Genomic DNA, 14,710 nt, shown 5'->3' on the forward strand with positions numbered 1-14,710 from the left:
ATGTAGGGGAGCCAGCGCGTCATCTACGTCAGGAAAGTTTTCTGTAATATCTTCTAATAATTTTTGATGATATTTATTGCAAAAATCTGGTATTGATATCAATCAAAACTTCATTGAAAAACTAGAGGTAATTGAACACTCACGGTAGTACCTGTCAATAGGTCAGAATAAATTAACAGTTCCCCACTATGAGCATTGACGATGCGTTTGGTAATAGCAAGTCCTAGCCCAGTTCCACAAGGTTTTGTGGAGAAGAATGGCACAGAAAGCTTGGCGATAACTTCTGATGGAATTGGTTCGCCGCCATTGTGGACATTAATGCAGACTTTATCTGGATGCGAACAGTCTACTTTCCACTTAACAACATCTCCTGGTGCAACAGCCTCGCAAGCATTGCGGACAATGTTGATAAATACTTGTTTAAGTTTGTCCTTATCCCCCAAAATTTTTACCGTAGGCAACACCGGAATAAATTCAATTTGTCGTTCCAGAGCTTCTGGCATTTCACGAATGCATTCCAGCAACTCATCAATAAATTCATTCACATCTAATTCACAAAGCTGCAACACTTGGGGCTTGGCGTAGAGCAAAATTTCACTCAGCAGACGTTCCAGACGACTAGCTTCGCTCAGTGCCAATGCTAATCGCTCTTGAGCAGATTCAGTCAGAATGCTTTTTCGGAAATACTTTAATCCCATAATCATTGTAGTCAAGGGATTACGAATTTCATGCACAATAATGGCAGCAAATTCACCAATAGCTGCCAGTCGTTCCTGTTCTAAAAGCTTGGCTTGGGCTGCTTGTAATTCTGCGGTACGTTTTTCAACCTCAGCTTCCAAAATATGATTAAATTGACATTGTTGTTGATAAAGATGATAGTTGTCAATTGCTGTTGCAGCTCTTTCAGCAAACAATTCCACAATTTGAATGTCTTCTTTTTTAAAATGACGTGGTTGGTGATTAAATGAACAGATAGTACCAATCACTTCACTTTCAGCAGTCCGCAATGGTATCCCTAAATATGCACAATAACCTTCTGGAGCCTGTCCATACTCTGGGTGTTTTTGAGCATCTTCTACTGCTAATGAGTGACCCATTTTGATAACAGTGCCAGTTAGTAAACCATGTAGTGAATAAACATGTTCGCCGTCGCCCATTTCAAGACTACTCGCTAGAACAGTTTCAAATCCCTGTTGGCAAAAGGTAACAACTGTCCAATCAACTCCAATAAGTTCGCTGACTCCGCAGGCAATATTGTGCAAATAGCTACCCAGTTCGCCAGTTCGATAGTTCAAAGAAGACAAACGTGCTATGATTTGCCGCTCACGCTGCCAAGTTTGGTTGTGCAACAATATTTCGTCATCACTGGTTTTGCTCATGGATGCCTATTGCATGAGTTATAAAAATAATTTCAAAAATCAACTGAATAGTTATTTGGGTCACGCTGCACTAGTTTGATAGAAAGATTCTACTAAAGACATATGCTATTTGCATACAACAAACTGATGAATTTTTACTTTATTAAGTGTAACTTTATACAACAATTAGATAGGCAAGAATAAGTGGTGTCATTGTGATTAACTTTTGCATTGGACAGTTTCGATGTAAAAATGCTTAAAGGCTCTAGCGGCTTCAGGAATTAACTCAATGTACCAATATCCGTTTATTTCATCTGGAAACCAACTAATTATTGCAAGTGCTGGCTGCCCAAATTCTTCATCTTTTACTCCAAAGAATTTGCAGAACTTTGCACCTAAATAACCAATTTGACCAGAAGAGTCACCATCATATCCCGCAGCTTCAGATAACTCCCAAGTACGTAATCTGCGATTGTCCTTCATAAAGTAACAATGCTGATACAACTTATCCAAAATGGCTTTGTGTCCTGGAGTCAATCCCTCATAAATTGAGTGGAATGCCTCCAAATATTTTTCCTCTGAAGGAATACAACGTTCAACATTTTTCAACACTCTATTCTTCCCCTTTTGATTTGCCAGAATGTGAAAATTCGGTGGCAATGAGTGAATATGATCGTTTGCCCACCTCACGGAGAGGATAAAATTGCATATACAACCTTTGATGTTAAACGATAATTTAATGTCCGTAATTAATAAATGTCTTAAAGAATCCTTTAGAGACATTTTAGCTTCTACTTACAGAAATGTCTTACCAAAGGTACTAGTATTTAATCTTACTTAAAATAATAAATTTTAGCCCTGATTAGCGGTTAAGATTTTAGTTGAGATTAACCGATCTCAGCACAGTAGAGGATTAATAATCGATAATCCAGATATCGATCGCCAAAAAAAAGTGTTGACTTATGTGTATAGAATTTGGGCGGGAAATCTGCGGCAATCTTGACACCGCACAATCGCGGGAGTGGTTAGTTACTAACGGTATTGGTGGTTACGCCTCTGGTACTGTGGCAGGTTTATTGACCCGGCGCTATCACGGACTACTAGTAGCAGCATTGAACCCACCTCTAGGTCGCACCTTACTGCTGGCAAAACTAGATGAAACTGTTCTGTATGACACTCGCTCTTATCCTTTACACACTAATCGTTGGGCAGATGGGATTGTCAGTCCCCACGGTTATCGACATATTGAACGTTTTTCTCTGGAAGGTACAATGCCTGTATGGCATTTTGCTGTTGCCGATGCTTTGTTAGAAAAACGGGTGTGGATGCAACAAGGCGCTAACAAAACTTATGTCCAATATACTGTGCGTCGTGCCACCCAACCGCTGAAGTTGACGCTCAAAGCAATGGTCAACTACCGCGATTATCACGGCGACACCCAAAGCAACGGTTGGCAGATGTCTGTTGAGCAGGTGGAACAGGGAATTTGTGTAACTGCTTATCCGGGTGCTGTACCACTGTATCTATTGAGCGATTCGCCTTTCGGCGGTAGTGCATCTCCTGTTCACAATTGGTACTATGGCTTTGACTTGGCAGTTGAACGCTATCGGGGATTGAGCGACAAAGAAGACCACCTCCACGCTGCCACTTTTGAAGTTACACTGAATCCTGGGGAAGCGATCGCATTTGTAGCCAGCACAGAAAAACAACCAAATCTCAATGTCGAAGCTGCACTTAAGTTACGTCGCGCTCAAGAGCAGAAGCTAACAGGACTTTGGAATAATAACCGACCCCTCAACACTAAGGAATCACCTAGTTGGATCAACCAGCTAATACTAGCTGCTGACCAGTTTATTGTTAACCGCCCAGTGCCAGAAGACCCTCAGGGTAAAACCATCATCGCTGGTTATCACTGGTTTAGCGACTGGGGACGCGACACAATGATTAGTTTACCTGGTTTGACAATTTCGACTGGTCGCCCAGAGGTAGCACGCTCAATTCTTCGCACCTTTGCCAGATACGTAGACCAAGGAATGTTGCCGAATCGCTTTCCCGATGCAGGTGAGCAACCAGAATATAATACTGTCGATGCCACTCTCTGGTACTTTGAAGCAGTCCGCGCCTACTACAGTGCTACGGACGATGATAATTTGCTTGGTGAACTCTTTCCAATACTTGCAGACATCATTGATTGGCACTGTCGCGGTACACGCTACAACATCCACCTCGATCCTGCCGATGGCTTACTTTATGCAGGTGTTGCAGGTGTACAACTGACCTGGATGGATGCCAAGGTTGACGATTGGGTAGTTACGCCCCGAATTGGTAAACCGATTGAAGTTAATGCTCTCTGGTATAATGCCCTACGGACAATGGCAAAGTTTGCCCGTCAGCTTGGTAAACCACACCAAGAATATGAGGCGATCGCAGACCGTGCTAAGTATAGATTTTCTCGCTTCTGGAATGAGGAGACAGGTTATTGCTATGACGTTATAGACAGTCCTGATGGTGATGATTCGGCGTTGCGTCCTAACCAAATATTTGCTGTTTCATTACCAGAAAGTCCGCTAACACCTGCCCAGCAAAGGAGTGTGGTGGAAGCTTGCGGGCGAATGTTGCTGACTTCTCACGGATTGCGATCGCTTGCCCCCGAACATCCCCGATACCAGGGTAAATACGGTGGCAATCAGTATCAACGTGATGGAGCTTATCACCAGGGAACCGTTTGGGGTTGGTTGTTGGGGCCGTTCGTCTTAGCACACCTGCGCGTCTACAAAAATCCTGAGCAGGCTCGTCAATTTTTGGAACCAATGGCTAATCATCTCACTGCACACGGTCTTGGCAGTCTCAGCGAGATTTTTGATGGTGATGCCCCGATGACTCCACGGGGATGTATTGCCCAAGCGTGGACAGTAGCAGAGGTTTTGCGTGCTTGGTTGGCAACAGAGATTTGATCCGGGGAATAACTATCGACTAGTTACCTGTCACCCCACCCAAAGTTGAGCAAAACGTTCAGCCGTCCATCCAACAAGATCTGATACCTGCCCATCACCAATTTCTACGATCCGCTTAGTACCGTCTCTACGCTCTATTACATCCACAGAAAAGAATTGACTTCCAATCCGCTTTGCACATTCTTCAACAATCTCTGGAACTTCTTCATCTGGTAAAGCGGCAAAAGGTTTACCAGATACGACAAAGTAACGCCTCTCGGTTTCAGGCACAAAATCTTCAATCCGCCGCACACAAATACCTCCCTCAATACTGCCCCGAAACTTCTGCATTTCAAGAACCACTGCTTCGATTTCCGAAGGTTTATGAATTATGGAACCAACTGAGGTTTTGAGAGACTTAACGTAATCTTTGATAAAAAATCCGTTCCAGCCAAGTCTGTTCAACTCACTCTTTAAATCATCATCGACAGAATAGAATTTAGTTTCTGGAGTTAAATCGGCAATCAGAAGATACCAGTTCGGAAGATAGTGTGTGGCTAGATACTCAGCCTTAGAAGTCAAGACACTTGCCCCTGTGCTCTCCACTACACCAACTAATAACTCATAATCAGAGGGCGAGACCATCCAACCCCGATAGACCACTTTTGAACCTGGATGGAGGACAGGAATAATCTTTGATGAACCAGATGCCAGCAACTCTAAAGAAACAATTGAAGTTGCAAACCCTGCGTCTTGCATACAAGCAACTTGCTCTAAGTATGCTGCATCCGCTTTCTTGGGATTAAAGTAGTCGCTAGGAAAAAGAAATCTCACAACACCTCACCTCAACTGAATGTACAGCTAACTTGTTATTATGCAGAAAATCTCTGTATATCCACCTTATTTAGAATGATATCAAAGCTTTTATTAAAATTTAGTATAAAATTTTAATAAGTCCGTCCTATATTTTATTGGGTAATTTCCCTGTAAAATTTTAATCAAAGTTTCAGTAATATCTAAGGTACAAAAGAGATATTCAAAATAGAAAACTAATTCCCGGAATTAACGTGGTTATAAACAAAGATTTGAGTAAATTATGACAAATCAAACCCAAGAAGAAATCAGATTAGCAGAAGCCTTGAGTCACAAAGCTCATTGGCGCAGATGGGGGCCATATTTGAGCGATCGCCAATGGGGAACGGTGCGCGAAGACTACAGTCCCAACGGTACAGCCTGGGACTACTTCACCCATGATCAGGCTCGTTCTCGCGCCTACCGTTGGGGTGAAGATGGGATTGCTGGTATTTCTGATAACCATGAACGACTTTATTTTGCGATCGCACTTTGGAATGGCGAAGATTCTATTCTCAAATAAAGGATTTTTGGTCTAACTGGTAGTGAAGGGAATCATGGGGAAGATGTTAAAGAATATTACTTTTATCTAGACAATACCCCTACCCATTCCTAGACGAAATCACTTTACAAATATCCTCATAAAGCCTTTCCCTACTCCCAATTAGTCGCAGAAAATCAACATAGAAATCGTCACGAACCAGAATTTGAATTACTAGATACAGATATAATTGAGGACTGCGATTTTTTTATAAAATATACTATCTCTATTAAAGAGCAAGATTTACTTTCAGCCCCTGCGTTTAAACAAGAGTACAAAAGTCAAGCAGACAGGAATATAAATTTTAAGGTAATTCTCAGCAGAAATTAATTTAATTATTAGTAAATGCATTTAGATTATTATTAGAGAAAGATTTGCAAAGTTGTGAGGGCGATGAAATAAAAATATTTAGCAATCTTTTTGGAATGGCTGCCCTTTTCACTGTAGGTATGCAACAGAGGTAAGTTTACATCAGCTATAGCTTAAGATGTAGCGGTTGACAGTAACTTTACATTTAGCAGTCTAATTTTATTGATAAAGCCTTATTCAACACTTAAAACGCAACCATAACAGTGAAGCAAATTATAAAAATTTGGATAAATATAGACCCATTTTCCTTACAGTCACGCCTCACAGTTGGTATTGCAGCATTTTCCGCTTTGGTATTAGGTAGCCTCGCTACATGGACTAGTTGGAAAATGCAGCAAATTTTAGTTGATAGTCATAAGTATAATGTAGAACAAATCGCCAAGCGCTTGCCGCGAGATGTGCAACTTTATAGTGAAATGATGCAACCTGAAACTGGGTTGCAAAAGGCTATTAATAATTTGGCAAATACCAACACATTATTATGGCTAAAAAGTCCTGATAATAAAATTTTAGTAAAATCTGCCACTTTAGATTTGTTATCTAATACTACGATAACTGAGTTAATGTCCCTGACTAAGATGCCGATTAAGCCACAAGTTTACAAAGTAAACCAAAGCTACTTTATTTTATGCGGTAGTTCTGTGCAAGTGCAGGGTAAGTTGCTCGGTGAGTTATTTGTAGTAAAGGATATTACCCGCGAACAGAGAATGTTTGTGGTTATGGTGCAGAGTTTAGGTATTACTAGTGTTTTGGCAATTATTGTTTTAACTGCTGCGATCGCATTTTATATCAAGCGTTCTCTGCAACCTCTGCGTCAGCTAAATCAAATGGCTTCTGTGATTTCTGCTGAAGATTTGGGACAAGCACAGCTGTATCTTGATAATGCACCTAGCGAAGTCAAAGAATTAGCTCAAACCTTAACTATGCTGTTATCGCGTCTCTCCCAATCATGGGAGCAAGAGCGGCAATTTGTGAGTAATGTTTCTCACGAGTTACGCACACCTTTGACAATTGTACATGGTTATTTGCAAAGCGTCTTGCGAAGGCAGAATAACTTAACTCAAACCCAACAAGAAGCTTTAGAAACTGCTGCATCGGAAGCTGAACGCACTATCCGCCTGCTACAAGATTTACTTGATTTGGCACGAGCAGATAGTGGTTACTTATATTTCCAAATGAAATATTATGTGCTGAATGACTTGGTTGAAGAAGTTGTAATGATGGCAGAAAAATATAGCGATCGCATAATTACAATTGAGTCAAATTTTTATCCAATTGAGATAAAATCAGACTACAGTCGCCTCAAACAAGTATTGTTGAATTTGATTGATAATGCTATTAAATATTCTGAAGCCGATACACCCGTAATTTTTAAATTAAATCAGCTTCAAGACAAGGCAATTATTCAAGTTTGTGACAAAGGTTATGGCATTCCTTTGCAACACCAAGCACGGATATTTGAGAGATTTTACCGCGTAGATGAATCCCGCTCTCATACTACTGGGGGTTGTGGTTTGGGTTTATCGATTGTCAAGACACTTGTAGAAGGTATGGGGGGTAGTGTAAGTGTGCAATCAAAGTTAGGGGAAGGGAGTACGTTTATAATCAGTTTACCTATATATAGCAGTTCTATCTAACTTTAAGAGCAAAAATATGACAGCACATATCCTTTTGGTGGAAGATGAAGTCAAACTGGCGCGATTTATCGAATTAGAACTTAGTAGTGAAGGATACCAAGTAAGTGTAGCCCATGATGGCATCGCTGGTTTAACCCTGGCGCGAGACTCATCGCCAGATTTAGCGATTGTGGATTGGATGCTCCCAGGACTGACAGGTTTGGAAATTTGTCGTCGTTTGCGAGCAACAGGCAGTACAGTACCAGTGATTTTGTTGACAGCAAAAGATGAAGTAAGCGATCGCGTGGCAGGATTAGATGCAGGAGCCGATGATTATGTAGTTAAGCCCTTCAGCATTGAGGAACTACTAGCTAGAATTCGCGCCCATCTCCGCCGCACGCAAGAAACAGACGAGGATTTGTTGCAATTTGAAGATTTAAGCTTAAATCGCCGCACTCGTGAAGTATTTCGGGGTAAACGAAGCATTGAGTTAACAGCAAAAGAGTTCGACTTATTAGAATATCTCCTCTCACATCCCCGTCAGGTGTTTACTAGAGACCAAATTCTAGAGAAAGTTTGGGGTTATGACTTCATGGGTGATTCTAATATTATTGAGGTTTATATTCGTTATTTGCGACTCAAGTTAGAAGAAAATAATGAAAAGCGTTTGATTCATACAGTCCGTGGTGTAGGCTATGCATTACGAGAGCAATCGTAATGACTTGGTGATTTCGAGAAAAAGCAACATATTAAAGACAAAAGAGGATCATGAGTAAAAAATGGGCTGTTAAACGACTGACAGTAAATCTCACAACAGAGGAAATGAAGAAACTTGAACGCTACTGTGCTTTGACAGGAAGGCCAGCAACAGATGTAATTCGAGAATTGCTCCGAACTCTTGAGGTTGACAATGCTGAAAACTCGGAGATGCGAGCAGCAGACTCAACAAGAACAGTTGGCAGTTGGTCAAAATCACAGTAACTATCCACTCGGATATCCCGCCAAATCTCAGCTACTTGTATATGCTGTTTATGCCACAATAGACCTATCGATTGACTTCTTTGAGGAGCTATAGCTAAAGCGCTATGCAATATTAAACCATTACCTCCCTAACAATCGGGAAATAACCTTCTTTTTTCGTTATGTGGAAAAACCAACAAAAGACTTAACCTCTGAGTAACCTTCCCTACATGGGTTGGGCAAAAATTCCATTCCTCTCCCCTTCTAGGGCACAGGAATGGAAGTGAGGTCTTCCAGATAAGAGTGAAAAGTCACAACAATAGACAAGGTTGAACTTTCGATACAACACAGATAAATATCTGTGTTCTACTGAAGTTGTGATCTAAATAATAACTAATTATCCAGACTCTTAATGAACCGTGGTTCATTACTATCTTAACGCGGCGATCGCCATGTACTAGTCTTAATATAAGTTGTGAATCTGAATATTTAAAAATTACTAATTAGATTAACATCTCTTGTTATCTTCAACATCTTATTTCCACCAGGCTGTAGTTCGTATTCAACCTTTTCAATATCTATCTTGTAACCCTTTGAAGCGTAATATTTTACTATTTCATCTAAATATTGCGAATGTTTCCACATTAAAGTTATCAGAGGAAAGATTCGGATTTCTTTAGCAATACGCAGCATCTCACCTACAGAATCTAAGTGAAAGTTGTAATCGAGATGGTCGGAATATAAAAACAATAAATGTGAACAAAGGGCTATGTCAAATTCTTGATTTTTAAATACCAATTTGGGAAATTCGCCGACTGTGTATCTGTTGTTTTTTTTGCCAGTTTCATAATCAGAGAGAAATTCTCGAATAACTTTCACTCGATTGTGTCGCAAATCATCTGGAGATTTATGATAGCTCCATACCCAATTATTCGATGTAGCCTTGACTTGGTTAATAATGTTATCTACCACTTCATTAAATCTTTGCAATATTTCATCACCGGAAAATTGGTATAGTGGGTCAACAGAAACTACACTTTTACCTTGACGTGTCATTTCGGCATTAAAGCTTGCCGGTCCATCCCCAATCCCAATGATTCTTTTATTTAAATCTGCGTTTGTTAAATTGAATATTTTTATATATTCATCCATTGACCTCCCAAAAGGAACTACTTGCTCTAGAACCATTGCCATAGAATTTACCTAGTAAATAGACTGATTACACAGGATAATAGCAAACTCAAAATACTTGATGCACTGCTAGACGGCAATCATTCAGAAGCATGTCAAGTTCTTTTACAACTTTCAAGGGATTTCTAGCTTGAAACATAGCTGCGATCGCAGCTTCATAAGGATTTCTACCTGTTCTCTTGACAGCAGCGATCGCAGCTTTATTTGATAATCCTCTGACACTAACTAGCCATGCCGCTAACACATGTCCAGTCCGTCCAATTCCCCCAGAGCAATGTACAACGACTTTCTCATTTTGTTTATCTGCTTCTATTAAGAAAGGAAGTATTTTCTGTGTGAAGGTTTTTAAATCACATAGATGGAAATCTGTAATTGGTGCAGGGCAAACTAGTTGATTACCAAATTCCTGTTTGTAGGTATCTAGAAGATTAGAGTAATAAGCTAGCTGTTGATCATCAAGAAGGCAGCAAACTCGCTTGATATCTTGACACTTCATGAATTCTATCCAATCTTGAACCTTATTGTTAGTGTATCCAGGTCGGGCAGCCCCAAAGACTATTTGCTCTTTCTCCCCAGCCGGGGCAAACTTATACATCTTTACCTGTCTGACTTCTGAATTTTGGAAGTTGCTAGTTGCAGCCATAAAATAGTTAGTTATTTTTTGATTAATCGCCAATGAAACGTCGGGTGTAAAATGTTTTTAGGGATTGCATATGATTATTTAGCAATTTATCTCTTGTGAAAAGTTTTTAAATCTAGTTCAAAGATAGGATTTTTAAATACTCTTGCACAGCAGTCAGTAGTCCCATGTCCAAAGCATCGGCAATCAGGGCATGACCAATAGATACTTCAAGTATGCCATAAATTGAACAGAACTTTTCTAAGTTTTGCAGATTTAAATCATGCCCAGCGTTCACTCCTAAACCAATTTCCTGAGCCTTTTGTGCTGCTTTTTGATAGTCTTGAAATACAGACTCTACATTACCATTATGAAAAGCTGTAGCATAAGGTTCTGTATATAGCTCAATGCGATCGCCTCCAATCTCTTTAGCATGTTTAATTTGAGTTAAGTCAGTATCCATAAACAGGCTGAAGGCAGATTTTAATGTAGATGTCACATCCTTATATATATGCCAGTTTCTGATATGTTTGTATTCATTTTGTACTTGCAAAGCAAATCTTATAGCATCGTTTTTACCTATTCCAACTTTCTCATAGACTTCTACAAAATATTCATTCATATACTCCCACCATGTTTTGCCATTTAAAAATATGCTATGGGGAGTATCAGGGGAGTCCCAACTAAAGCCAATGTTGAGAAATGGTCGAATATCCTCTAGTTTTATATTTCCGATTCCATTAGTTTCTAATATTGAATGTAAAGTCCCACTCCACATTCCCTCACGATAACCTAGTGTATTCTCAAAATCCCATAATAAATATTTCATAAGTTAATTTTAATATTCATCTTCAGGACTGTATTCAGAAGCGTCTGGTTGTAAATGTGGTTGTGCAGCAATAAAGACTGGATGACATATACATGATTTGTAGATTTGACGAATAGTTGGGTATGGGTCTAAAGAGTATTTAAATCGCTTGTGATACCAATTCATTTTATCTGCGTGATTTAAACCCCGGACTTACGCCAAAAGCCAGTGAAAGCCCTGATTTCCCGTAGGGGCAATTCATGAATTGCCCCTACAGCGTGTAGTTTTGCGTAAGTCCTAAAACCTATTAGTGAGGTAAGATACTTACAAACTCTCATGATGCTCAACGGATGAATATCACAGATGATTAAAAGCGCAATTTGCCGTATATAAGCTCGTGCTAAAGTATCTAGCGGTAAAAGTGCGGGTTGCGGATAATGTTAATTTAACTTGTAACATCATTCGTAAATTACGAATTATTTACTTGCCTTGCCAAACAATTTCCTTAACTTTGATTTCTTTCGGGAGCAATTTAATTTTGTAGAAGGTATCTGCAACCTCTTGTTGTTTAGTAATCACTTCATCTGTGAGCGGAAGTACATCATAGTCACGCCGCTTTTCTGCTATTTCTAACACAGAAGCATCTATACCCAAGGCAGGGGAAAGAAATTTAGCAACTTCACTAGGATTATTCTTTGCCCAATTACTAACTTTCTTCACCTGATCTAAAACTATTTTCAAGGCATCTGGCTTGGCATCAACAAAAGATTTTGCAGCAAGATAATAACCACGATTGGGAGCTAATCCCGTCGCGTCTACTAAAGTACGTGCGCCTGTTGCTGCTTCTGCTGCGGCTAAGTAAGGGTCCCAAATTGCCCAAGCATCAACGTTTTTTCTCTCAAAGACAGCACGAGCATCGGCGGGAGTGAGAGTTACTCGTTGGATGTCACTGTATTGTACCCCTGCCTTTTCTAGTGCTTTCAGCAATAGGTAGTTAGCATTAGAACCTTTGACAAAAGCAACTTTTTTTCCCTTGAGTTCAGCCACACTTTTAATAGGTGAATCCTTGGGCACCAAGATGGCTTCAGCCTTGGGACTCCAGGGATCGTAGGCAACATAAACCAAAGGAATACCCCCAGCTTGAGCAAATATAGGTGGTGATTCTCCGGTATAACCAAAATCAATACTGCCTGCATTCAATGCTTCTAGTAGTGGGGGGCCAGCCGGAAATTCCGACCAAGTTACGGAAGATCCTGAAGCTGCAAATGCTTTCTCTAATTCCCCTCTCGCCTTCAGCGCATAGAGGACAGTTGACGCCTTCTGATAACCTATGTGAACGGTGGTACCGCTAGCTGCTGGACTGGAGGCTTGGGTTGTCTGCGGTGTGCCAGAGTTGTCGCTTGTGCTTGGAGAACAAGCAGAGACAGCCAAAGTTAAACTAAGTCCCACTGCAAACAGTAGGGAAAAGGTGCGGATTCTTGGTTGTTGGAACCTTTGCAGGAAGGCAAAAGCCATACCCAACAGTCGGGTTGGAAAGAACTTAGTCAACATCATCACTCTGCTTTCAGGGGTAAATTAATATCAAACTTCAGCAAACTTCCGGCATAACTCCGGCAAGTTTATTGATTTACCGTATTATTATGTAATGATAAAAATATCACATAATTAAAGCTGAAATGCAAGTTGATTCGCTGAATAAAAATTTTTCCTAAAAGTCATAGCAACGTCAAATCTAAACTCAATCGGATCAGAAAGCACGCGATGACAGATAATATTATTGAACAACAGATTGAGTACTATCGCGCTAGAGCCAACGAATATGATGAGTGGTTCTATAGGAAAGGACGCTACGATCGCGGTACCGAAATCAACCAGCGCTGGTTTAATGAAGTAGCTGTTATCAAAAATACATTACACCAAATTGGCGTGGTGGATGATATTTTAGAGTTAGCATGTGGAACAGGTATCTGGACGCAGGAGCTTTTAAGTATCGGTAAAAAAATTACTGCGATCGATGCCTCAGAAGAAGTGATTACAATTAATCGCTCGAAGTTAAATTCACTGAGTGTTGAATATCACCTAATGGATTTATTTACATGGCAACCTGACACTGAATATGATTTAGTTTTCTTTGCCTTTTGGCTCTCTCATGTGCCGCCAAAATTACTCGATTCATTTTTGACGAAAGTCTATCAGTCTGTTCGCGTTGGTGGACAAGTATTTATCATTGACTCTTGCTTTGAACCGACATCTACGGCTAATAATCATATTCTTGAAGACGACGGAAACATATATAAAACCCGTAAGTTAAATGATAGTCAAGAATTTAAAATTGTCAAAATTTTTTATCAGCCTGAACAACTTCAAGATCAGCTAAATAAAATAGGTTTTCAGGCTGAGGTAAAGGTGACAGATAACTATTTTATCTATGCACATGGGAGAAAGATTTAAATAATTTGTAATGGGCTAAGTCGCGCTACGCTATCGGAATTCGTAATTAAATGCTACAGAACAAGCACTAAATATGCAGATTTAATGCTCAACAAGACAGTAGAGAGTTCAAACTTCCACTGATTGTAACTACAAGTTACGTTAGTGTAGCGCATTAGCAATTACGAATTCTTGTGACACACCGCTCAAGCTAAGTAGGGGATTTCATCAACTCGTAACAAATCAAATTTAAAAACTCTGCGTTCCCACCGTTCGCGCAGGGTCTTTGAAGGAGAAGTTCAGATGCCAACGGCGGAAAGCTTTGCCCTCCAACCCTGCGGGAAGGCGAAGCGCCTATGCGTTTCAGTTTCACACCTGAATTCGCTACGGTTTAACGCAAAGTTGTACCAAGTACTGATGCACCATCATGTATATATATTGGTGATAGCTATACAGATGACTTTTGTGGGGTTAAAGGAGTAGAAATGAAATGTGTTTTGATTGATAGCGAACAACGTTATCTAAAGCTAGGTGAACAGAGAGTTGAAGACCTTTTTCAAATTGAAGATAGACTATTTCTTGATCAATCATAGTTAACTAAGATTGCCGAGTAAGCACAATAAAATACACTAGCTGCCTAATAGACAGTTTGCAATGCAAATTATTAAAGTACTAACCAGAGTTTATCTTAATCCGGTAGACTTGGATGAAGCGATCGCTTTCTATGAAAACCTCTTTACAGAAAAATGTTGGTTGTGGTTTCAATATTCAGAGTCTGAGTTGGAACTCGCAGGTGTGGGTTCTATTCTTTTAATTGCTGGTTCGGCAGAAGCACTCTCTTCATTCAAGAGTACACAGGCAACATTTCTCGTTGACTCACTCAATGATTTTAAAGAAGCACTTATTCAGCAGGGTGCAGTGATTCTGGCGGAACCTAACAAAGTTCCCACTGGAGTCAATATGCGAGCGATGCATCCTGATGGAACAATTATTGAGTATGTTGAGTTTACATAATTAATTTTTAGCCAAAAAG

Annotated in this window: 13 protein-coding genes and 1 pseudogene; 7 read left to right on the forward strand and 7 right to left on the reverse strand. The window is 40.1% G+C overall.

What is annotated here, in order from left to right; translation table 11 throughout:
* Positions 1–110 precede the first annotated feature (110 nt).
* Positions 111–1,379 (reverse strand): ATP-binding protein, encoded by a 1,269-nt coding sequence (locus V7K30_RS05830; protein ID WP_334997987.1) that lies wholly within the window; start codon positions 1,377–1,379, stop codon positions 111–113.
* 198 nt (positions 1,380–1,577) lie between these two features.
* Positions 1,578–2,141, reverse strand: coding sequence for a hypothetical protein (locus V7K30_RS05835; protein WP_334997989.1), 564 nt, complete (start codon positions 2,139–2,141; stop codon positions 1,578–1,580).
* Positions 2,142–2,320: 179 nt separating this feature from the next.
* On the opposite strand from V7K30_RS05835, the gene V7K30_RS05840 reads away from it, so the two are divergent.
* Positions 2,321–4,312: an amylo-alpha-1,6-glucosidase gene (locus tag V7K30_RS05840; RefSeq protein ID WP_334997991.1), complete on the forward strand. Its 1,992-nt coding sequence runs from the start codon at positions 2,321–2,323 to the stop codon at positions 4,310–4,312.
* A 30-nt stretch (positions 4,313–4,342) separates the two neighbouring features.
* On the opposite strand, the gene V7K30_RS05845 is transcribed toward V7K30_RS05840, so the two are convergent.
* Complete coding sequence (locus V7K30_RS05845; RefSeq protein ID WP_334997992.1) at positions 4,343–5,125, reverse strand: ATP-grasp domain-containing protein; 783 nt, start codon at positions 5,123–5,125, stop codon at positions 4,343–4,345.
* Between the two features lie 262 nt (positions 5,126–5,387).
* Here V7K30_RS05845 and V7K30_RS05850 point away from each other — a divergent pair.
* The 4 genes and pseudogenes from V7K30_RS05850 to V7K30_RS05865 form a co-directional block, all read left to right on the forward strand.
* A pseudogene (locus tag V7K30_RS05850) lies at positions 5,388–5,874 on the forward strand (MGH1-like glycoside hydrolase domain-containing protein); the annotation flags it as partial.
* A 382-nt stretch (positions 5,875–6,256) separates the two neighbouring features.
* Positions 6,257–7,690: a sensor histidine kinase gene (locus tag V7K30_RS05855; RefSeq protein WP_334997993.1), complete on the forward strand. Its 1,434-nt coding sequence runs from the start codon at positions 6,257–6,259 to the stop codon at positions 7,688–7,690.
* Between the two features lie 16 nt (positions 7,691–7,706).
* Complete coding sequence (locus tag V7K30_RS05860) at positions 7,707–8,387, forward strand: response regulator transcription factor (RefSeq protein ID WP_334997994.1); 681 nt, start codon at positions 7,707–7,709, stop codon at positions 8,385–8,387.
* A gap of 50 nt (positions 8,388–8,437) precedes the next feature.
* Positions 8,438–8,650 carry a CopG family transcriptional regulator gene (locus tag V7K30_RS05865; RefSeq protein ID WP_334997995.1) on the forward strand — a complete coding sequence of 71 codons (213 nt, stop codon included), beginning with the start codon at positions 8,438–8,440 and terminating at the stop codon, positions 8,648–8,650.
* Positions 8,651–9,118: 468 nt separating this feature from the next.
* Here V7K30_RS05865 and V7K30_RS05870 read toward each other — a convergent pair whose 3' ends face one another.
* The 4 genes from V7K30_RS05870 to V7K30_RS05885 form a co-directional block, all read right to left on the reverse strand.
* Entirely contained in the window at positions 9,119–9,823 is a 705-nt protein-coding gene (locus V7K30_RS05870; RefSeq protein ID WP_334997997.1) for an SAM-dependent methyltransferase, read from the reverse strand.
* A 46-nt stretch (positions 9,824–9,869) separates the two neighbouring features.
* Entirely contained in the window at positions 9,870–10,415 is a 546-nt protein-coding gene (locus V7K30_RS05875; protein ID WP_334998168.1) for a protein-tyrosine phosphatase family protein, read from the reverse strand.
* A 160-nt stretch (positions 10,416–10,575) separates the two neighbouring features.
* Positions 10,576–11,268, reverse strand: a complete 693-nt coding sequence (locus tag V7K30_RS05880; RefSeq protein WP_334997999.1) for a pyridoxine 5'-phosphate synthase — start codon at positions 11,266–11,268, stop codon at positions 10,576–10,578.
* Between the two features lie 459 nt (positions 11,269–11,727).
* A complete protein-coding gene (locus V7K30_RS05885) occupies positions 11,728–12,798 on the reverse strand; it encodes a sulfonate ABC transporter substrate-binding protein (protein WP_334998170.1) in 1,071 nt (356 codons plus the stop codon).
* A gap of 210 nt (positions 12,799–13,008) precedes the next feature.
* Between V7K30_RS05885 and V7K30_RS05890 the strand changes: the two genes are divergently transcribed.
* Positions 13,009–13,698 carry a class I SAM-dependent methyltransferase gene (locus tag V7K30_RS05890; protein WP_334998001.1) on the forward strand — a complete coding sequence of 230 codons (690 nt, stop codon included), beginning with the start codon at positions 13,009–13,011 and terminating at the stop codon, positions 13,696–13,698.
* Positions 13,699–14,331: 633 nt separating this feature from the next.
* Positions 14,332–14,691 carry a VOC family protein gene (locus tag V7K30_RS05895; protein WP_334998003.1) on the forward strand — a complete coding sequence of 120 codons (360 nt, stop codon included), beginning with the start codon at positions 14,332–14,334 and terminating at the stop codon, positions 14,689–14,691.
* The last annotated feature ends 19 nt before the right edge of the window (positions 14,692–14,710 follow it).

Origin of the sequence: Nostoc sp., from assembly GCF_036917655.1 — a bacterium.
Classification (GTDB): Bacteria; Cyanobacteriota; Cyanobacteriia; order Cyanobacteriales; family Nostocaceae; genus Nostoc.